This window comes from Micromonospora sp. IBHARD004 (assembly GCF_052814115.1).
This window is the reverse complement of sequence record NZ_CP199934.1, coordinates 3,961,975-3,980,589: the sequence shown is the minus strand read 5'-3', so window position 1 is coordinate 3,980,589 and position 18,615 is coordinate 3,961,975. Positions and strand designations below refer to the sequence as shown.

Below are 18,615 nucleotides of genomic sequence, written 5' to 3'. Positions count from 1 at the left end.
ACATCGCCCCGGCGCGGCCGTCGCGTCACGCCGGTCGCCACGTCAGGGACGGCCTCAGGCCGCCGGCGCCGCCGCCGCCGACCCGTCCCGCCGGGCGCCGGGCGCCGGCTGCGTGCGCTGGGGAGCGGCCGACCATCCGCCCTCGGCAGCCGTGCCGTCCCGGTCGGCGGCGCCGGTGGGCGCCGCCGAGGTCGGGCGGGTTTCCGCCTGGGCGGCGCGCATCCCCTCCTGCGCGTTGCTCCAGGCGGTGCAGGGCCAGGCCGCGCCGACACAGCTCGGGCTGGTGCAGGCGCCGTCCTCGTCGGCCTGGTGGGCGTCGGCCACCGCGGTGGCGAGACCCCACAGCAGCGGGTCCGTCACCTCGGCCGGACGGTCGGCGTGGTCTGTGCTGGCTTCGGACATGTCTGGTCCCCCTATTCGAGCGGCCCCCACCATTTCCAGCCCCGCTGTCGATCAAACCTGCGCCGGAGATCTTTTCGCCGGCCGCGGGCTTGGCCCCGCCGCGCGGCGGCATAGGCTTACCGGTGTGGCGAGGTATTACGACCTGCATCCGGACAATCCGCAACCCCGGGTCCTCCGGCAGGTCGTCGACCTGCTCCGCGACGACGGCTTGATCGCCTACCCGACCGACTCCTGCTACGCCTTCGGCTGCCAGCTCGGCAACCGTGGCGGCCTGGACCGGATCCGCGAGATCCGCCGGCTCGACGACCGGCACCACTTCACCCTGGTCTGCCGGGACTTCGCCCAGCTCGGCCAGTTCGTCAAGGTCAGCAACTCGGTCTTCCGCCTGGTCAAGGCGTGCATCCCCGGCAGCTACACCTTCATCCTGCCGGCCACCGCGGAGGTGCCCCGCCGGCTCCAGGACCCCCGCAAGCGCACCGTCGGGGTACGGGTGCCGCAGCACACCGTCACCCAGGCGCTGCTGGCCGAACTCGGCGAACCGCTGCTCTCCAGCACCCTGCTGCTGCCCGGCGAGGACGAGCCGATGACCCAGGGCTGGGAGATCAAGGAACGGCTCGACCACCTCCTCGACGCCGTCGTCGACGCCGGCGACTGCGGCCTGGAGCCGACGACCGTGGTCGACCTGTCCGGACCGGAGCCGGAGATCGTGCGACGCGGGGCCGGAGACACCGCACGGTTCGAGTAGCCACCGCGCCAATTACCCGGTTCGACCGCGCGTTCCGCACCCGCCGTTCCACCATGTTGGGGCGGCGGCCCGCACGCGATCCTTCCGTCGCCGTGCAGGCGGCGATCGGATGACGGGAGTGCGACGTGAGCGGGCTCGTGCTGATCGCGGTGCTGGGCGTGACGGTGCTGATCGGCACCACGCTCGGCGGCCGGTACAGCGTCGCGCCGCCGGTCCTGCTCATCTCGATGGGGGCCCTGCTCGGGCTCCTCCCGCCCTTCCAGCATGTGGTGCTCGAACCGGAGGTGGTGCTGCTGCTCTTCCTGCCCGCGATCCTCTACCGGGAGAGCCTGGTCATCAGCCTCCGCGAGATCCGGGCCAACTTCGGGGCCATCGCCCTGCTGGCGGTGGCCCTGGTGGTGCTCACGATGATCGCCGTCGCGTACGCCGCGCAGGCCCTCGGGGTCGAGCCGGCGGCGGCCTGGGTGCTCGGCGCGGTGCTCGCGCCGACCGACGCCGCCGCGGTCGCCGGGCTGGCCAAGCGGATGCCGCGCGGCATCCTCACCACGCTGCGCGCGGAGAGCCTGATCAACGACGGTACGGCCCTGGTGCTCTTCTCCGTCGCCGTCGGGGTGATCGCCGGCGCCGCGGTGCCCAGCGCGCCCGCCCTGCTCGGCCGGTTCGTCGGCTCCGCCGCCGGCGGGATCGCCGCCGGCCTGCTGGTCGGTTGGGCGGTCATCCTGATCCGCACGCACATTGACGACCCGATGCGCGAGGGCGGGCTGAGCATCCTCACCCCGTTCGTCGCGTTCCTGCTCGCCGAGACCGTGCACGCCAGCGGCGTGCTGGCCGTCGTGGTCTCCGGCCTGGTGCTCTCGTACGCCGGGCCGCGGGTCATCCGGGCCCGCTCCCGGATCACCGCGTACGCGTTCTGGGACCTCTCCACCTTCATGATCAACGGCAGCCTCTTCGTGCTGCTCGGCACGCAGGTCCCGCGGTCGCTGCGCAGCATCACCAGCCACTCGCCGACGCAGTCGCTCGGCATCGCGGCGGCGGTCACCGTCGTGGTCATGGTCACCCGGATGGCGTGGCTGCACCTCGCCATCCCCGCCCTGCAGACCCTCGACCGCCGCGAGTCCCGCCGCGGTCGCCAGTTCGACTGGCGGGTACGCACCGCCGCCGGCTGGGCGGGCTTCCGCGGCGCCGTCTCCCTCGCCGCCGCCCTCGCCGTCCCGGTGGCGACCAGCGCCGGTACGCCCGTCCGGGAGCGCGACCTGATCGTCTTCGTCACCGTCACCGTCATCGTGCTGACCATGCTGATCCAGGGCACGACGCTTCCCGCGGTCGTCACCTGGGCCCGCCTGATGGGCGACGAGGAGCGGGCGGACGAGGTACGCACGGCGCGGCTGCGGGCCACCGAGGTCGGGCTGGCCGCCCTGCCGCAGGTCGCCGCCGAGCTCGGCGCGTCGCAGGACGCCGTCGACCGGCTCCGCTCCGACTACCAGGCGCACCTCGACGACGTCCGCGCCCCCCACGAACGGGGGACGGCGGAGGAGCGCGAGATCGAGCGTCGGCTGCGGCTCGGCGTACTCGAACACAAGCGCCGCGAGGTCACCCGGCTGCGCGACACCAACGAGATCGACGACGCGGTGCAGCGGGAGGTGCAGGCGGTCATCGACATCGAGGAGATCCGGCTGCTCGGCCCGACCCCCGAGGACTGACCCGCCGGCTACTCGCTGCCGGGTACGGCCATCTCGCCGAGCCGGGACCAGTCCTGCTGCGGGACGGTCACGTTGACGATCCGGGGCGTCTCAGCGAGGTGGGGCGGTAGGGTCCGCTGCGCGGTGCGGAAGTGCTCGGACCGCACGTGCGCCGCCCCGGCCTCGTCGTCCCGGAAGGCCTCGACCAGCACGTACTCGGTCGGGTCGTCGATGCTGCGGGACCAGTCGAACCAGAGGCAGCCGGGCTCGGCGCGGGTGGCCGTGGTGAACTGCTCGGCGATCTGCGGCCACCGGTCGGCGTGCTCCGGCAGCACCCGGAACTTGGCGGTAATGAAGATCATGGGTAGAGGCTACCCAGCCGGCCGCGCCCCGACGCCTGACCCCGGGCGGCGTGGCGGCACCCTGCCGCCACGCCGCTCCGCTGCGGACCGACAGGGTCGCGGGGGAGTCGGCAAACCGACAGCCTCCACTGTGGTGCGCCCCGGCGGTACCTGCCGGCGAGACCTTCAGATCCGTTGAACAGCCCACCCCGGTACGGTCCGAAGAGCAGCTGGCCGCGCCAGCGGCCGGCCCCGCGGCACCCGGCCGCGGACACGCCGACGAGCAGGAAACCAGCCGGCCGGTCCCGCGCAGACGTCGCCCGGCGGTGGCAGACCCGTTGCCCGACGTCGGCGACTGAGCCGTACGCCGACGACGGGCGGTGGGAATCGTTCAACGCCTATACACTCGTGTGTCACCTGCCACACCGGCTGCGGGTCGTCCGCGCCGACGCAACTTGGCGCGAAGGGGAGCGCGAGGGTGAGCCCACGTCATGGAGCCGGCCCTGACGGCATCTGGCAGCTCGGACCGGCGCGCCTGTTGACGGTGGTGGGAGCCGGCTACCTGACCGTCGTGCTGGCACTGGCGGCGGTCACGTTGGAACTCGGCGCCGGGCACCCGACCTCGGCGAGTCGTTCCCCCGGGACCGGCGCGATGACCGACGGGCAGCGTGATGACGGCCCCAGCGCGTCCGCCCTGCCGCCGTCTCCGGCCACACCTGTCGGCGGCGGGGACGTGCGCGTCGGATCGGCGCAGACCCGGCCCGCAACGCCACCTGCGGCCCGGCCGCCCTTCGTCCCACGGCCCACCACCCCGGCCGCACAGCCGGTGCTGACGTCGTATGAGGCCGAGTCGGCGGCGAACGGGCTGGAGGACATCCGGATCTACACCTGTTCCGGCTGCTCCGGCCTGAAGAAGGTGGGCAACATCGGCCGCGGCATGGGAACCCTGCGGTTCAATGGCGTGACCGCCCGGACGGGCGGCTCGGCCACCGTGACGATCGCCTACGTCAACGGGGAGTCCCCGCGGGTCGGGCAGGTCAGCGTGAACGGCGGGCCCGCGATCACGCTGACCTTCCCGGGCACCGGCGGGTGGAGCAGCGTCGGCGCCATGGTCGTGACGGTGGCTCTCCGGCCCGGACCCAACACGCTGACGATGTTCAACCCGAACTCGCCGGCGCCCGACTTCGACAAGATCACAGTCAGCGTCCGATAGCCTCGCGCCGTCCGACCCCCACTCGAGACGGTCCACGATCTACCGCCGCGACTCGGTTGTAGGGCCGGATTCCGAGCCGGCGCCGCAACCGCGAGGGGCAGCGCGCCGTCCAACCACTGAAAGCGGCGGGCGGCCGGTGTGGGGGAAGGGACGGCGAGACGAGATGGGTCGGCGAAGCCACCTTGTGGCGATCGTTGCGGTCGGGACACTGCTGGCCGGCTGCGCGGGGCAGGGCGGGAGGCAGGCCAGCGCCCCGGACAGCCCGCAGCTCGGCAGCATCAAGAGCCCGGGACCGGCGGATCCGGTGGGGCTGATCGGCAACTGGAGGCTGGCGGAGGTGGCCGAGGAGCCGGACGGCATCCTGCGCCTCGCACCCGACCAGGTCCAGCTCTTCGGCCGCTGCGGGATGCTGGTCGGTTCGTGGCGGGCCGACACCGGTGGACTGTTCGTCGTCGGGATGTTCGGGGCCTCAGGAGCCGAGGGCCTCACCGGCTGCGAGGAGGCCGGCAGGTCGACCCCGGAGTGGCTGCGGCTGATCAGGTCGTACCGGCCCGAGGGCGAGACGCGGGTGCTCCTGGACGGCGAGGGCGCGCTGGTCGCCCGGCTGCTGCCGGGCGCGACGCCCACCGCCGGACCCGACCTGGCGGCGTCCGAGGTCGAACCGCCGGAGGTCACCGACGAGGTCCGGCGGCGGTTCGCACCCGCAGCCGCGCTGCCGGTGACGCTGACCCCCGCCGACGGGGACCGGCTCGTCGGGAGGTGGGTGCCCGCTCCGGGGCCCGAGAAGGCGTACGTCGAGTTCGGCGCCGACGGCGAGTGGCGCGGCTCCGACGGTTGCAACGGCCAGGCCGGGCGCTGGATCGCCGGCCCAGGGGGAGCCCTCCTCGCCACCACCGGTTTCAGCACCCTGATCGGTTGCGACCGCGTGCCGGTCGGGGCGTGGCTCTCCTCGTCCTGGCGGGCCGGCCTGGACGGCGAGACCCTGGTGCTCCTCGACGCCCGAGGCGGGGAGGCCGGGCGGCTGCGCCGCGCCGGCTGAGCGCCCGTCCGGCGCCGCCGCTCAGAGCCAGGGCAGCGGGTCCACGGCCCGGCCGCCGAGACGCACCTCGAAGTGCAGGTGGGGCCCGGTGGACGCGCCGGTCGACCCGACGAGTCCGATCACCTGGCCGGCGCGTACCCGCTGGCCGGCCGAGACCAGCAGCCGGGACTGGTGGCCGTAGCAGGTGGAGAGCCGCTGCCCGTCGGCTCTGCCGTGGTCGAGGCAGGTGTAGTTGCCGTAGTCGCCGTACCAGCCGGCCCGGGCGACCCGGCCGTCCGCCGCCGCGACGATCGGGGTACCGACGGGGGCGGCGAGGTCCACGCCGGGGTGCAGCTGCCACACGTGGAAGTACGGGTCCAGCCGGGTGCCGAACCTGCTGGTGAGCCGGCCGCGCAGCGGCCGGCCCAGCTTGCCCCCGCCGGCGGCGGTGCCGCGGGCCGGTGCCACCACGGCGGGCACGGCACGTGCGCGCCGCTCGATCTCCTGCCGCAGGGCCGCCTCCTCGCGCTCGCGGCGGGCGAGTTCGCCCTGACCCGAGGCGATCGCGCCCGACAGCGCCACGGCGCGGCCGGTGGGGGTGTCGACCACCTCCGCGGAGTCCGCCACGGCGAACGGCGGTGCCGGGTCCGGATCCCCGCCGGCCGTCAGCGCGGTCAACAGCTGCAGCACCGGATCCGGGTCGCGCCGCACCCGGGTCAGGTCGTCGCGGGTGCGGACGAGGACGTTGTGCAGGTACTGGATCCGGTGCTGGACGTCGGTGAGCGCGGCGACCCGACGGGCCTGGGGGGTGTCGGCGGCGTCCACCGGTGGCTGGGGATACAGGTCTGCTCCCGGGTCGGCGGCGATCAGCGCCGCGGCGGAGCCGGGGCTCACCGTCGGCCCGCCGGGGCCGGGGGAGACGCCCGCCCGCGGTGGCGTGCGGGCGCCTGGCGGCGTGGTCGCGGGCGGCGCCGTCTCTCCGGTCGACGGAGTGGCCGACGGGGCGGTCGGCGGCTTCAGGGTGGGCAGCTTGACGGAGGGCGGCTTGAGGGGCGGCAGCGTGACCGTCGGCGGGTTCACCGGCGGCAGCGACAGGGTCAGCGACGGGCTGGGCAGCAGGGTCGGCAGGGGGAGCGGCTCCTGCGCGGCGGTCTGTGCGGCGGTCGCCGCCCCGGCATCCAGGCAGAGGGACGTCATCATCAGCGTCGCCGCCCCGGCGACGGCCGCCAGCGTGGCTCGCCTCGACCACGGTCGGTCCATGCCGCGCTCCTGCCGTCGAACCCGATGTCCGTCGCTCTGCTACATCGGATCCCGGCGGTTGGTCGTTACACCCCGCCGTGCGGCGGCGGGCCCGGCCGCCGCCGTAGCCGCCCCCGGGTCAGCAGGGCGCCCGCGACGACGGCGCCGGCCAGCAGCACCGCCGCGACGGCCGGCACCCGCATCGACCGTCCGGGCGGGACGTCGCTCGCCGCGGCCGGCGACTCCAGCGCCGGATCGGTGGGCGTGGCCGTCGAACCGGGGAGCAGATACGCGTTGCTGGCGAACTGGGCGCCCGACGCGGTGGACTCCACCGAGGTGACACTGACCCGGTTGCGGACCACCGTGCCCGGCGGCACACCCGGGCGGACCCGCCCGGTGATCGTGATCCGCGGCACCGCCGGGGCGGCGCCCAGGCGCAGGTCGCCGAGCTCGCAGACGATCGTACGAGGGGACGCCGTGCACTGGCCCGGTTCGGCCCGGGCGGTGACCCCGTCGAGGTCAGCCGTGGTGGTGAAGGTGACCCGCGTGTTGGTGAGGGTGCCGCCGCCGGCGATCGTGATGGTGTGGGTCACCCGCTGCCCGGGCAGCGCGCCGAACGGCGTCGACGTCAGCACCGGCGCGGCGTCCACCGGAGGGACCGGTGTCGGCGTCGGCGTCGGGGCAGCCGCGGCCATGGCGGCCATCAGGCCCATCAACGGAGCGGCAACCGACTCCCACATTCCCACACTGTAGGCCGGCCGGCGGGCGTCCGCCGGTCGTTGTGCCTCCCCGTACCTCCTGCGGGTTTCATCGACGCCGGCCGTTGCGCCCCGGGCCTCGCGAGCGATGACATCGGGTGTCGGCGCGTTCGGACGCCGGCGAACAGCGGGGTCTGCCCCGGTTCGGCGGTAGCGCGGAGCGCACCGGGCGATGGTCCAGATCCAGCTCGGGTCTGGTCATCGATTCGTTTCGGTGCGCCCCGCTCCACTGCAGGGTGCTACTCGCTGGCGCGTGAGCGCTGCTGCTCACGGAACTGCTCGACGGGCAGCCGAAGCTGCTCAACGATCCGGCCCAACTCGAGGCGCTCTGGCGCAACTGCCTGGACCTGCTCCAGGTGCCCACGCAGGAGCGGCCGGCAACCGACTGAGCGGCGGCCCGCGACGATCACCGGCCGAGCGCCCGCTGCTCAACCCGCCAGGATCAGGTCGGCAGCCCGCCAGGCCAGTGCCATCACGGGGCCGTTGAGGTAGCCCGAGACCAGTACCGGCAGCACGGAGGCGTCAACGACCCGGAGGCCGTCCACGCCGCGGACCCGGAGCTGCGGGTCGACCACGAACTCGTCGCCCGGGCCCATCGCGCAGGTACCCACCGCGTGGTAGCCGCAGTAGCCGAGCGTCAGCGCCGCGTGGATGATCTCGTCATCGTCCTGCACCGCCGGACCGGGCACTGTCTCCGCGGAGATCCGCTTCGCGATCGGCCCGGTGGCGAACAGCTCCCGCATCCGCCGGAAGGCGCCCACCGCGAGGCGACGGTCGTGCGCGGTACTGAAGTAGTTGGCGACGATCCGAGGTGGGGCCTCCGGGTCGGCCGACGTGATGGCCAGGCTGCCCTCGCTGTCCGGCCGGGTCACGGTGGCCAGGGCCATCAGCCCCGGCTCCGTCTCCAACTCCAGCGCGTGCCCGGGACGCGGTGGCGCCGCCGAGAAGGGCGCGATCAGCAGCTGCGCGTCGGGATGGCTGGCCTCCGGACCCGACCGGATGAACGCCCCGACGTCGGACACCGGCAGGGCGAGCGGACCCCGGCGGGTCAGCAGGTAACGCAGCAGTGCCCGCCCCTGACCGATCCGGTTGCTGAGCATCGGGTTGTAGCCGCCCCTGGCGGTCAGCCGGAACTGCACCGGCATCGATCGGTGCTCACGCAGGCCGGTGCCCACCCGGGCCCGGTCGAGCAGCACGTCCACACCCGCGCGGCGCAGCGTGTCGGCCGGACCGATGCCGGAGACCTGCAACAACTGCGGGGTGGCGATCGCGCCGGCGGCGAGAATGACCTCGGCGGAGGCCGCGTAGTCGACCGTCCGGCCGTGCCGACGGGCGCGCACCCCGATCGCTCGGCCGGCCTGGAGGAGGACCCGGAGCACGACGGTCCCCACCGCGATGGCCAGGTTGGGCCGGTTGCGGACCGGGTGCAGGAAAGCGTCGGCGGCGCTGCTCCGGCGACCGTCGCGAATGGTCGCCATGACGTAGCCGATCCGCTCGTCGTCGTCGGCGTTCAGGTCGTCCGACCGGCGCCAGCCCAGCTCCACCCCGGCCGCGATCGTCTCCTCGCAGAGCTCGTCGGTGTCGGTCGTGCTGGACAGCCGCAGCGGCCCGCCGGCGCCGCGTACCTCATTGGGGCCGAACGGGTTGTCCTCCAGCTGCTTGAAGATCGGCAGCATGGTGTCCCACCCCCAACCGGGGTTACCGAGGCGTTCCAGTCCGTCGTAGTCGAGCCGGTCGCCGCGGCCGTACACCATCCCGTTGATCGAGCTGGATCCGCCGATCATGCGACCGCGCTGCCAGACCTCGCGGCGCGCCGGCCCCGCGTCGGCGGGGTAGTGCCAGGCGGTGCGCCGGTCGTCCATCAGCCGGCTGAAGCTCCTGGGGATGCGGACGAACGGGCTGCGATCCCAACCACCCGCCTCGATCAGCAGCACCCGGGTGCTCCGATCCGCGGTCAACCGGTTGGCCAGCACGCAGCCGGCCGAGCCCGCACCGACCACAATGTAGTCGAACTCCTCCACGGTGGACTCCTGTCGCTGGCACGAGCACTGCACCCACCGTAGTTCGTTGATCACCGAACGGGAAGAGGTTCCGCGAGCGGCTCCATCCATCCTCGGCGATCAACAGGCCGTTGGATCGACCCTATCCCCGCTATCCTCGGCGTTCGCTGGCCCGGTCGACGCCGTTGTGCACCCGCACCGTGCGGTCGATGAGCTCGCGCAGCGAGCTCTCGTCGACGTCGTCCAGCCGTTTCAGGTAGAGGCATCCCTTTCCGGTCTTGTGTGGGCCGAGCCGGGCGAGCACCGACGCGTGCCGCTCCGCGAACCCACCCACCAGATAGAGGACGAGCTGCTGCTTGCGTGGTGAGAAGCCCGCCAGCGGCCAGTCGCCCGTGCGCCCGCTCTCGTACGTGTAGCGGTAGCTGCCGAAGCCGACGATGCTCGGGCCCCACATCACCGCGGGTTCGCCGGTCACCTCGCGCAGAATCCCGCAGAGGCGCTCCGCATCGGCCCGCCGGCGTGCGTCGGGAACCGCGGCCAGGAAGTCGTCGACGCTGGCACCGGTCGGGACCGTCACCGGCTGCTTCGATGTCGCCATGACGTCATGCTCGCACCCGCGTACGACATCGAGTCCGCGACGGCTGTCGACGGCGGTGGCCGTGGCGGCCTGAGCGGGCTCCGGCGGTGTGTCCGGCACACCGCCGGAGCCGGTCGCGCGGGGGTGCCCGGGTGGGATCGGTCAAGCCGTGATCCGGGCGGCTGTTCCACCGGCCTTCCTCGGCGAGCATCCCCTCGCCCGCATCTTCACGAGCGACGCCGCGTAGGGCGCGGCGCAACGGGTAAGCCGCCGCGGCGAACAGTCGACGGGACGGCAGGTGCCGGTGGAAACAACGGAGTTGCGGGTACCGGGCGTCGGCGGCTCCAGCGCGGAGGAGACCCTCGACCGACCGATCGTGACCAGGGTGGCCGGCGACCAGAACGCCGGATTCTTCCGCCCCAAGGGGGGCTTCGGCGACCCGAGAGGGCCCGGCGGGGTGCTGATCGAGGCCTACCGCTGGGGCAACCTGACCGGCGGCAGAGCCACCCGGGCCTTCGCCCTGATGCTGCTGCTGCCGTTCATGCTGAGCAACATCGCCATCTGGATGCTACCGCCGGCAGCGGCCGGCTCCCGGGCGGTCGCCCGGGCGACCTGCTGGCTGCTGGCCGGGACCCTGACCGCGATGTACGTGCTGTCGGTGACCGGCGTGGCAGTCGACCTCGTCGCCTGGCAGTGCGCCGCCGACCCGCGTTGCACAGACGGCCGCCGGTCGATCTCCTGGATGGCCGGCGTGCAGCCGGGTCAGCGCGTGGCGCTGCTCGCCCTGGTGCCGATCGCCGCCGTCGCGGTCATCTGGTGGCTCGGGGCGCGGTCGTGGCGGCTGCCCGAGAACGCCTCCGCCGAAGCGGTGCCGGGCGGTCTCGGCGCCTTCCGGCTCGACGACCACGAATTCTGGGACAACCGGACCTTCCTCCGCCGGCTGCGGGCACTGCACGTCGCGATCGCAGTAGGCACCGTCGACGTCGTCGTGCTCGGCGTGATCGCCCCGCATGACGATCGGACCGTCGGCTACGGCCTCCTCGCCCTCACCATCGCCGTCGTCGTCGCCGCCACGGCGCTGCTCTGCCGTCCGGCCCGGCCCGGCCACCCGCAGGACCGGCGGCTCGGAGTCGCCAGCCGGGCGGTACTGGTGGCCATGCTGGCCCTCACCGCGCTGACGCTCGGATACGCCGCCCTGCCCCGGTCCCGGTGGATCCCGGGGCCCGAGTTGCCCAACTACGGCTCCCTGGTCGCCTGGCTCTATCTGAGCCAGGTTGTGCTGCTGTTGATCCTCAGCGCGGTCGTGGTGTGCCAGCCGAGCCGGACGAGTACCCCGGCGTTCCTCGGCGGCCTGGGCGCCCCCGTGGTCATCACCCTCGCCATCGGCCTCGGGGTCTCGTTCTCGTCTGCCATCGTCTACGCGGCCTCTGATTATCTCGACCGGGAATTCGAGCCCACACCGCGCCGTCTGTTGCCTGCCGGGGTCCCGCCACTGTTACCGCCGCTGGCGTACCGGTGGGCCGCGATGGGCTTCTTCGTGGCCCTGCTGGTGACCGCGGTCGCCGCCCTCCTGCGCAGCCGGCTGACGATATGGCACCGGCGCCGGGCGGCGATGGAAATCCTGCGCCACGACTTCCCGGACGCCCCGCCGGAACCGCACCCTCGGGTCCGCGCGGTGCGCAATGCCATCGCCCGGGCGCAGTTGACCGACCGGAGTTGGCCGCTGCCCGCCGCGTACGCGATCATCTTCGTGCTGATCCTCGGCTCCGCCGGACTGTCGCTCATGGGCATCGGGCCGAGAGATCTCGGCCTCCACATCGGCGGAGAGCCGCTGGCCCGATCTACGGTGTTCATCAGCCACCTGGGCACCAACCTGACTGGGCTCTTCGCCATCGCGATGGCGGTCGCGGCCCTGTTGACCCACCGGCCGACCGCGCGTACCCGCTTCGTCGGAGTGCTGTGGGATCTCGCCACGTTCTGGCCGCGCGCCGCCCACCCGTTCGCCCCGCCCTGCTATGCCGAACGCGCCGTGCCCGAGCTCACCCGGCGGATCCGGTACCTGACCAGTCACGGCGGAACCCTGGTTCTCTCCGGGCACAGTCACGGCGCAGTCCTGGCGGCGGCGACCGTGCTGCAACTGCAGCCCGCGTGCCTCGACCGGATCGCGCTGCTGACCTATGCCTCTCCCCGCCTCTACAGCAGGGTCTTTCCCGCGCACCTGGGCCACGCCACGCTGTGCGAGATCGGCGACCGGGTGAGGTGGCGCTGGCTCAACCTGTGGCGGGACACCGATCCCATCGGTCGCTGGGTCTTCTCCCCGGGCCCGGGCCGCTCGGTCGCCGGGAGGCCGACCGACCCGGCTGATCCAGCGAACGGGGTGGATCGGCGGCTGCGCGACCCGCACGGGCTGCTGGCTCCGCCGGACGACACCGTGCCGCCACCGATCCAGGGACACCGGTTCAGCCCCGACGACGACTTTCAGGCCGCCGTCCGCCACCTGGTGGCGCGGCTGCGGGCCGACCTGCCCGGAACGTGAACCGGTACGGCATCAAGCGCGATGGCGCTCATTCCTGCCTCCTCCGGTCGGTGATCCCGGCCGTCCGGCGGCCCAGGCCGGCCGCGACGAGTACGACACCCACCACCAACGCCGCCGCCAGGGCCGGTGCCCACAGTGGCGCCACGCGCAGCGCCAACGCGCCGAGCACGGCACCGCCGAGCAGCCCCAGCAGTCGGCTGACCCCACCAGCAGGCCAGCCTTCAGCCTGGTCGCCGAACAGCCGTTCCGGTCGACACCGGCGCTGACCTGCTCGCGCAGCTCATCACCGCGCCGCCCGGACGGACGTCAGGAGGTCGGCCATGGCCGCGGCGGTCTCCGGGTGCTCGGTGAGCAGCGCGGTCAGATCCGCGCGGGCGGGATGGCGTCTCGCCGCCATTCGCCGGGGCAGCCGAGCAGCTCGGCGACCGCGTCGACGGCCTCCGGATGGTCGCCCACGCAGGCCACCGCAGGGCCGGTTGTTGTTGGTGCTGCAGTGGTAGGCATGCGTGCCGGAGGTGATCGACGAGACGTACACCCGCTCGATGTCCGACCCGCTGGACACGACGCCCTGCAACCGCCCGTCGGCCAGCTCGACGAAGGGCACCTTGGCCAGCTTGCGGGACCGGGCGGGCGGCACCACCCGCACCGTGCTTCGCCGCTCCCACCCGGCGTGGTCCGCGTCCACCACTTCCGACCTCCCCGCCCGCCGCAGTACCGGCGTCGCCCATGACGATGTGGACGCCGAAACGAGCCGGCGTCGCCGTGACGACGAGGATCATGGAGTACGGGTACGACAACGCCGGCGGGACCCTCAAGGACGCAGGCCGCGGGGGTGAGGTCTGCCCGGGGACGGATGTTTGCGGGCCAGGTAGACGACGTCCGGTTCGCCGCGTGGCACCTCGACGAGGTGGGTTTCGACCGGACCGATGACCGTCTCCAGGCGGGCGGCGTACGCCGGTGCGGCCGAGGCGCTCCAGACGGCCAGCACGCCGCCGTCGGCGAGCCGCTCGCGCAGCAGGGCGGTGCCCTTGTCGTCGTACAGCTCGGCGTTGGGCTGGAAGACGGTCCAGTCGGGGCCGTTGTCGATGTCGAGGCAGATCGCGTCGAAGACCTCCTCGGTGGTGCGGAGCCAGGCCACCATGTCCTCGTTCACGATTCGCACCCGGGCGTCGTCGAGCGCGTCCGCGCTGTAGGCAGCCAGGCGGTGGCGGTGCCAGCCGATGAGGGTCTCCTCGATCTCCAGGACCACGATCTCCGCGGGCGCGGTGGAAGCCGTGGCCTCGGCCAGCGAGAAGCCCACACCCAGCCCGCCGATCAGCACCCGCGCCCCTGGCCCTACCAGGTTGAGCGCCTCGCGCACGAGCAGTCGCTCCGACGCTCCGGCACGGGTGTCCATCAGGAACACGCCGTTGTTGACGATCTCGAAGTGCTCGCCGGATTGTCGGAGGACAAGCTCACCCCGGTCGGTCACCACTCGGTCGACTACCGCAACTGCCTCGTCCACCAGGCCAACCTATGGCACAGGGATCTCCTGAGCTCGCGATATACCGGGTGCAACTCAGCGGAACCGGCAGGTCGACTGTCGGCGCTCCAATTCATCGGATTTCGCCGGTTGGGGACCAGTCGGCGTTGGCGCCGCAGACGACCAGGCAGGCGTGGTCGCCGGGGACCTGTCCGGCGAGCCAGGCCGCGAACGCGGCTGCGCCGGCCGGTTCGACGGCCAGCCGGAACTCCTCCCATAGCCGGTCGCGAGCGGCGATGATCTGGGGGTCGTCGACGAGGGCCAGCTGCGGGGCAGTCGCCCCGAGGATCGCGTACGGGATGCGCCCGACCCGGCTCGCACCGAGCGCGGACGCTGCTATCGAATCGACCGGGGTGTCGACCGGCCGTCCGGCGGCAACCGCGGCATGCAGGCTGGCACATCCTTCCGGCTCCACACCGACGACGGCACGCGCCCCGACCGCCAGGCTCACTCCGGCGATCAGTCCGCCGCCGCCGACCGCAACCGCCACGGTGTCGCAGTCCGGCGCCTGGTCTGCGATCTCCAGGCCCACCGTGCCCTGCCCGGCCACGACGTCGGGGTCGTCGTAGGCGGCCAGGTAACGCAGTCCGTTCTCGTCGGCGTACGTCCGGGCCGCCACTTCGGCCTCGGCGTACCACCGGCCGTGCCGGACCACGTCGGCGCCGGTCGCGGCGATGCGCCGTTGCTTGTCCGGTGGCACCGTCTGCGGCACGTAGATCGTGGCGCGGACGCCGAGCAGGCGGGCGCCTGCGGCTACGCCGAGGCCGTGGTTGCCGCCCGAGGCGGTCACCACACGGCCGGTGGCCGGCCCGGTCAGCAGCGCGTTGAGCGCGCCGCGGACCTTGAACGAGCCGGTGAGTTGCAGGTGTTCCAGCTTCAGCGTCAGCCGGCGGCCGTCCACGGCCGCTTCCAGTACGGGGGTACGCCGGATGTACGGCGCGATCCGCTCGGCGGCCCGCCCGACGTCCTCGGCCGCCGGCAGCGCCCTGATCTGCTCGTGTCGGATCATGCCCCTACTCTGCCCGCCCCGGGCCATAAGCTGGAGCGGGACTTGCTAACGGGAAATAAGGAACGCTAATGGGACTGGGACATCGAGCGCCTGCGAGTCCTCGTCGAGGTCGCCCACGCCGGCTCGATCGCGGCGGCGGCCAAGCGCATGGGCTTCACCGCCTCCGCCCTGTCCCAGCAGCTGGCGAAGCTGGAGCGGGAGGTCGGCGACCGCCTCGTCGACCGCGGACCCGGCGGGGTACGGCCAACCGCGACCGGTGAGGTGCTGGTCCGCCACGGTGAACGTGTCCTTGGCGCTCTCCACGACGCCGAAGAGGCCGTTCGGGGCGCCCGCCGGCTACCCCGCGAGCACCTGTCCCTTGGCACGTTCGCCAGCGCCGGTAAGGCGCTCGTCCCCACCGCCCTGGCCACGTTCCGCCGCGCCCACCCGCAGGTACGCCTCTCCCTGCTGGACATCGAGCCGCCTGACGGCTACGGCCTGGTCACCTCCGGCGCCCTCGATCTGCTGATCACGCACCGCTATCCCGACGTGCCGCTGCCGCTGGCCACCGGCCTGCACCGGGCGCACCTGATGGCCGACCCACTGCGGCTCGTGCTGCCCACCGGCCACCGCCACGCCAACTTCGACCGGCTGACGTTGGCCGCGCTCGCCACCGACGAGTGGATCTCCGGCGGACCCGGGGTGCCCAACCGGGTGGCCCTGGACGGGGCGGCCCGGCGGGCCGGCGTCGAGCTACGCGTGGCCTACGAGACCCGGGACTACGCGGTCACCCTCGCCCTCGTCAGCGCCGGCATCGGCGTCGCCATCGTCCCGGACACCACCCTGCGCTCCGCCGAACCGGGTGACTACGTCGTCCGCAACCTCGATCAGCCGATCGCCCGCGAGATCTTCCTCGTGCACCGGCCGCGCACACGTCCACCTATCTCCGACATGGTCGTCCACATCCAGGGCGTCGCCTGACCGAGACACCCCCTCCTGGCGTTTGTCGAGCCCGAGGCGGGGAAAGCGGAGCGCCCCGTGGGAGAGGAGTGCCGGGTGCCGGCGGACGTGGACCCTGGGTGTGAGCTGTGCACCGGGAGTCTGCCGGCGGGCTGGGTGTTGGCGTACCGGGACGGTGACGCACCGGGTGAAGGCACGCGGGAGACGATGCTGACCCTGGGCAACGGGTACCTGGCCACTCGGGGGGCGGCTCCGGAGGCGTGGGCCGACGGTGTCCACTACCCGGGCACCTACCTGGCCGGTTTCCACAACCGGCTCTCCGGCGCGGGCCTGCCGGATGGCACGGAGAGCATCGTCAACCTGCCGAACTGGCTGCCGTTGACGTTCCGTCCCGCCGGTGGCGACTGGTTCGCGCCGGGGGAGGGGCGGCGCGTGCACGAGCACCGGATGCTGGATCTGCGGCGCGGGGTGTACGAGCGGGAGCTGCTCGTGGTCGACCGTGATCGGCGGCGGACCCGGATCCGGCAGCGACGGCTGGTGTCGATGGCGGCCCCTCATCTGGCGGCGCTGGAGACGAGCATCATCGCGGAGAACTGGTCGGGCCGGCTGGAGATCAGGTCGGGCATCGACGGTCGGGTGGTCAACGCGAACTCGCCAGCGGAAGCTGGTGGCTGCGGCCGGCACCTCACCGAGGTGGCCACCGGCGGGGACGACGCGGAGACCGTCTGGTTGACGGCGGTGACAACCAACGCACGGCACCAGGTGGCCGTCGCAGCCCGTACCAGAATCACCGACACCGGCGCCGCCCACAGCAGGCCGGCTGCCATCCACGAGCCGGACGACGTGAGTCAGGTGATCGGGATCGACGTGACGCCCGGCGAACGGGTCTGCGTGGAGAAGACCGTCGCGGTGTTCTCCACCCAGGACCGAGCGGTGTCCGAACCGTTGACGGCCGCTCGCGACGAGCTGCGCTGCGCCGGGGCGTTCGGCACGTTGCTGGCCGAGCATGCCGCCGCGTGGGCCCGACTGTGGGAGCGGTTCCGGCTCGATGTCGGCGAGGAGCACGCCTGGCAGTTGCCGGTACGGGTGCAGACCTTCCATCTGCTGCAGACGCTGTCGCCGCACACCCTTGAGCTGGACGCGGGTGTGCCCGCGCGGGGGCTGCATGGCGAGGGCTACCACGGGCACATCTTCTGGGACGAGCTGTTCGTCTACCCGTACCTCAATCTGCGGTTCCCCGAGCTGACCCGGGCCATGTTGAAGTACCGGCACCGGCGGCTGACGGCGGCCCGGCGGGAGGCGGCCGCGGCGGGCATGGCAGGCGCCGAGTTTCCCTGGCAGAGCGGCGACTACGGCCGGGATGAGAGCCCGAGCCGTACGCCTTCCCCGGTGACCGGAAAGTGGGTGGACGACTACACCGGCCGCCAGCAGCACGTCAACCTGGCCGTGGCCTACTGCGTGTGGCGGTACTGGGAGACAACCGGAGACCTGTCCTTCCTCGCCGGCTGCGGCCTGGAGTTAATGACCGAGACAGCGCGGTTCTGGGCCGGACTGGCCACCTACCAGCCGTCCGACGACCGGTACGACATCCGCGCAGTGATGGGGCCCGACGAGTATCACGACGGATACCCGGGCCGGCCCGGCCAAGGGCTGGACAACTCCGCCTACATCAACGTCATGGTCGCCTGGGTACTCGGCCGCGCCGACGAGGCCACCGCGACCCTCAGCCGGCATCCGGGAATGATGCCCTGGCCAGACGTCGCCGCGACGGACGACGAACGCCGCCGGTGGCGACACATCGCGCGCCGACTGCGGCTGGTCTTCCTCGACGACGGGATACTCGCCCAGTTCGAAGGGTACGGCGATCTGGCGGAACTGGACTGGGACCGGTACCGACGCCGGTACGGCGATCTGCGACAGCTGGGGTCGCTGCTGCAGGCCGAGGGAGAGGACCCGAACCGCTACAAGATCTCCAAGCAGGCTGACGTGCTGATGCTGCTGTACCTGTTCAGCGCGGAGGAACTCGCCGGCCTGGTGCGCGGCCTCGGGTACGAGTTCGACCCGGCCTGGATCCCCGCCACCGTCGACTACTACCTGTCCCGCACGGCCCACGGATCCACGCTGAGCCGGGTCGCGCACGCGTGGGTCCTGGCCCGGACGGACCGTCGTCAATCCTTCGAGATGCTGCTGACCGCGCTCGGCACCGACCTCGCCGATCCGGAGCACAGCTCGACGCGCAACGGCATCCATCTCGGCGCCACCGCCGGGACGCTGGACATCCTGCAACGGTGCTATACCGGGCTGGAGGTCCGCGGCGACGTGCTCCGGCTCAACCCGCTGCTGCCGGACGGGCTCGACGAGCTCGACTGCGTGATCCGGTACCAAAACCAGTTGATCTCCCTGCGTGTGGATCACGAGCGGTTGCGGATCGCCGCCGTCCCCGGGTCGGACCAGCCCGTCCAGGTGGCCGTCCGGGGCAGGTCCTTCCAGCTCGCCCCCGGCTCGACCGTCACCGTCGAGCTGCACCCTCCTGCCAAACCGGCCGAAGGCAGTGGCTGAGAGGCGTCGGCTGGGCCGGCGCGGGCGGCTCGACGAATGACCCGTGTCTCGTCGGGTAAGCGGGCGGCGACACGCGAG

Annotated in this window: 15 protein-coding genes and 1 pseudogene; 7 read left to right on the top strand and 9 right to left on the bottom strand. The window is 72.8% G+C overall.

Going from position 1 to position 18,615, the window contains the following annotated elements; all coding sequences use genetic code 11:
• Window positions 1–54 precede the first annotated feature (54 nt).
• Window positions 55–402: a hypothetical protein gene (locus ACTWO6_RS19460; RefSeq protein ID WP_446215257.1), complete on the bottom strand. Its 348-nt coding sequence runs from the start codon at window positions 400–402 to the stop codon at window positions 55–57.
• Between the two features lie 124 nt (window positions 403–526).
• On the opposite strand from ACTWO6_RS19460, the gene ACTWO6_RS19455 reads away from it, so the two are divergent.
• Together ACTWO6_RS19455 and ACTWO6_RS19450 are read left to right on the top strand one after the other, a co-directional pair.
• Window positions 527–1,147: an L-threonylcarbamoyladenylate synthase gene (locus ACTWO6_RS19455; protein ID WP_446215256.1), complete on the top strand. Its 621-nt coding sequence runs from the start codon at window positions 527–529 to the stop codon at window positions 1,145–1,147.
• A gap of 125 nt (window positions 1,148–1,272) precedes the next feature.
• Window positions 1,273–2,847 carry a Na+/H+ antiporter gene (locus ACTWO6_RS19450; RefSeq protein WP_446215255.1) on the top strand — a complete coding sequence of 525 codons (1,575 nt, stop codon included), beginning with the start codon at window positions 1,273–1,275 and terminating at the stop codon, window positions 2,845–2,847.
• A gap of 8 nt (window positions 2,848–2,855) precedes the next feature.
• Here the strand turns inward: ACTWO6_RS19450 and ACTWO6_RS19445 are convergent, their stop codons facing one another.
• On the bottom strand, window positions 2,856–3,188 hold the full coding sequence (locus ACTWO6_RS19445; RefSeq protein WP_446215254.1) for a putative quinol monooxygenase: 333 nt from the start codon (window positions 3,186–3,188) through the stop codon (window positions 2,856–2,858).
• Window positions 3,189–3,645: 457 nt separating this feature from the next.
• Between ACTWO6_RS19445 and ACTWO6_RS19440 the strand changes: the two genes are divergently transcribed.
• Complete coding sequence (locus ACTWO6_RS19440) at window positions 3,646–4,380, top strand: hypothetical protein (RefSeq protein ID WP_446215253.1); 735 nt, start codon at window positions 3,646–3,648, stop codon at window positions 4,378–4,380.
• Window positions 4,381–4,564: 184 nt separating this feature from the next.
• Window positions 4,565–5,419, top strand: coding sequence for a hypothetical protein (locus ACTWO6_RS19435; protein ID WP_446215252.1), 855 nt, complete (start codon window positions 4,565–4,567; stop codon window positions 5,417–5,419).
• 21 nt (window positions 5,420–5,440) lie between these two features.
• On the opposite strand, the gene ACTWO6_RS19430 is transcribed toward ACTWO6_RS19435, so the two are convergent.
• The 4 genes from ACTWO6_RS19430 to ACTWO6_RS19415 form a co-directional block, all read right to left on the bottom strand.
• The gene (locus tag ACTWO6_RS19430; RefSeq protein WP_446215251.1) at window positions 5,441–6,658 is read right to left on the bottom strand and encodes a peptidoglycan DD-metalloendopeptidase family protein; all 1,218 of its coding nucleotides are present in this window, start codon (window positions 6,656–6,658) and stop codon (window positions 5,441–5,443) included.
• A gap of 65 nt (window positions 6,659–6,723) precedes the next feature.
• Complete coding sequence (locus tag ACTWO6_RS19425; protein ID WP_446215250.1) at window positions 6,724–7,377, bottom strand: hypothetical protein; 654 nt, start codon at window positions 7,375–7,377, stop codon at window positions 6,724–6,726.
• Window positions 7,378–7,823: 446 nt separating this feature from the next.
• The gene (locus ACTWO6_RS19420) at window positions 7,824–9,416 is read right to left on the bottom strand and encodes a GMC family oxidoreductase (RefSeq protein ID WP_446215249.1); all 1,593 of its coding nucleotides are present in this window, start codon (window positions 9,414–9,416) and stop codon (window positions 7,824–7,826) included.
• A 130-nt stretch (window positions 9,417–9,546) separates the two neighbouring features.
• Complete coding sequence (locus tag ACTWO6_RS19415) at window positions 9,547–9,993, bottom strand: DUF1801 domain-containing protein (protein WP_446215248.1); 447 nt, start codon at window positions 9,991–9,993, stop codon at window positions 9,547–9,549.
• Window positions 9,994–10,276: 283 nt separating this feature from the next.
• On the opposite strand from ACTWO6_RS19415, the gene ACTWO6_RS19410 reads away from it, so the two are divergent.
• Window positions 10,277–12,508 carry a hypothetical protein gene (locus tag ACTWO6_RS19410; protein WP_446215247.1) on the top strand — a complete coding sequence of 744 codons (2,232 nt, stop codon included), beginning with the start codon at window positions 10,277–10,279 and terminating at the stop codon, window positions 12,506–12,508.
• A gap of 445 nt (window positions 12,509–12,953) precedes the next feature.
• Here ACTWO6_RS19410 and ACTWO6_RS19405 read toward each other — a convergent pair.
• The 3 genes and pseudogenes from ACTWO6_RS19405 to ACTWO6_RS19395 all read right to left on the bottom strand — a co-directional run.
• A pseudogene (locus tag ACTWO6_RS19405) lies at window positions 12,954–13,196 on the bottom strand (hypothetical protein); the annotation flags it as partial.
• A gap of 123 nt (window positions 13,197–13,319) precedes the next feature.
• Window positions 13,320–14,012 (bottom strand): spermine/spermidine synthase domain-containing protein, encoded by a 693-nt coding sequence (locus ACTWO6_RS19400; protein WP_446215246.1) that lies wholly within the window; start codon window positions 14,010–14,012, stop codon window positions 13,320–13,322.
• Window positions 14,013–14,103: 91 nt separating this feature from the next.
• Window positions 14,104–15,039, bottom strand: a complete 936-nt coding sequence (locus tag ACTWO6_RS19395; RefSeq protein ID WP_446215245.1) for a threonine/serine dehydratase — start codon at window positions 15,037–15,039, stop codon at window positions 14,104–14,106.
• An 81-nt stretch (window positions 15,040–15,120) separates the two neighbouring features.
• Between ACTWO6_RS19395 and ACTWO6_RS19390 the strand changes: the two genes are divergently transcribed.
• A complete protein-coding gene (locus tag ACTWO6_RS19390; protein WP_446220702.1) occupies window positions 15,121–15,999 on the top strand; it encodes a LysR family transcriptional regulator in 879 nt (292 codons plus the stop codon).
• Between the two features lie 57 nt (window positions 16,000–16,056).
• Complete coding sequence (locus tag ACTWO6_RS19385; protein WP_446215244.1) at window positions 16,057–18,537, top strand: glycoside hydrolase family 65 protein; 2,481 nt, start codon at window positions 16,057–16,059, stop codon at window positions 18,535–18,537.
• Window positions 18,538–18,615 lie beyond the last annotated feature (78 nt).

Excerpts from the sequence above, each read along its gene's own strand:
- ACTWO6_RS19460 (WP_446215257.1), bottom strand. The coding sequence starts at position 402 with ATGTCCGAAGCCAGCACAGACCACGCCGACCGTCCGGCCGAGGTGACG.
- ACTWO6_RS19445 (WP_446215254.1), bottom strand. The coding sequence starts at position 3,188 with ATGATCTTCATTACCGCCAAGTTCCGGGTGCTGCCGGAGCACGCCGAC.
- ACTWO6_RS19430 (WP_446215251.1), bottom strand. The coding sequence starts at position 6,658 with ATGGACCGACCGTGGTCGAGGCGAGCCACGCTGGCGGCCGTCGCCGGG.
- ACTWO6_RS19425 (WP_446215250.1), bottom strand. The coding sequence starts at position 7,377 with ATGTGGGAGTCGGTTGCCGCTCCGTTGATGGGCCTGATGGCCGCCATG.
- ACTWO6_RS19415 (WP_446215248.1), bottom strand. The coding sequence starts at position 9,993 with ATGGCGACATCGAAGCAGCCGGTGACGGTCCCGACCGGTGCCAGCGTC.
- ACTWO6_RS19395 (WP_446215245.1), bottom strand. The coding sequence starts at position 15,039 with ATGATCCGACACGAGCAGATCAGGGCGCTGCCGGCGGCCGAGGACGTC.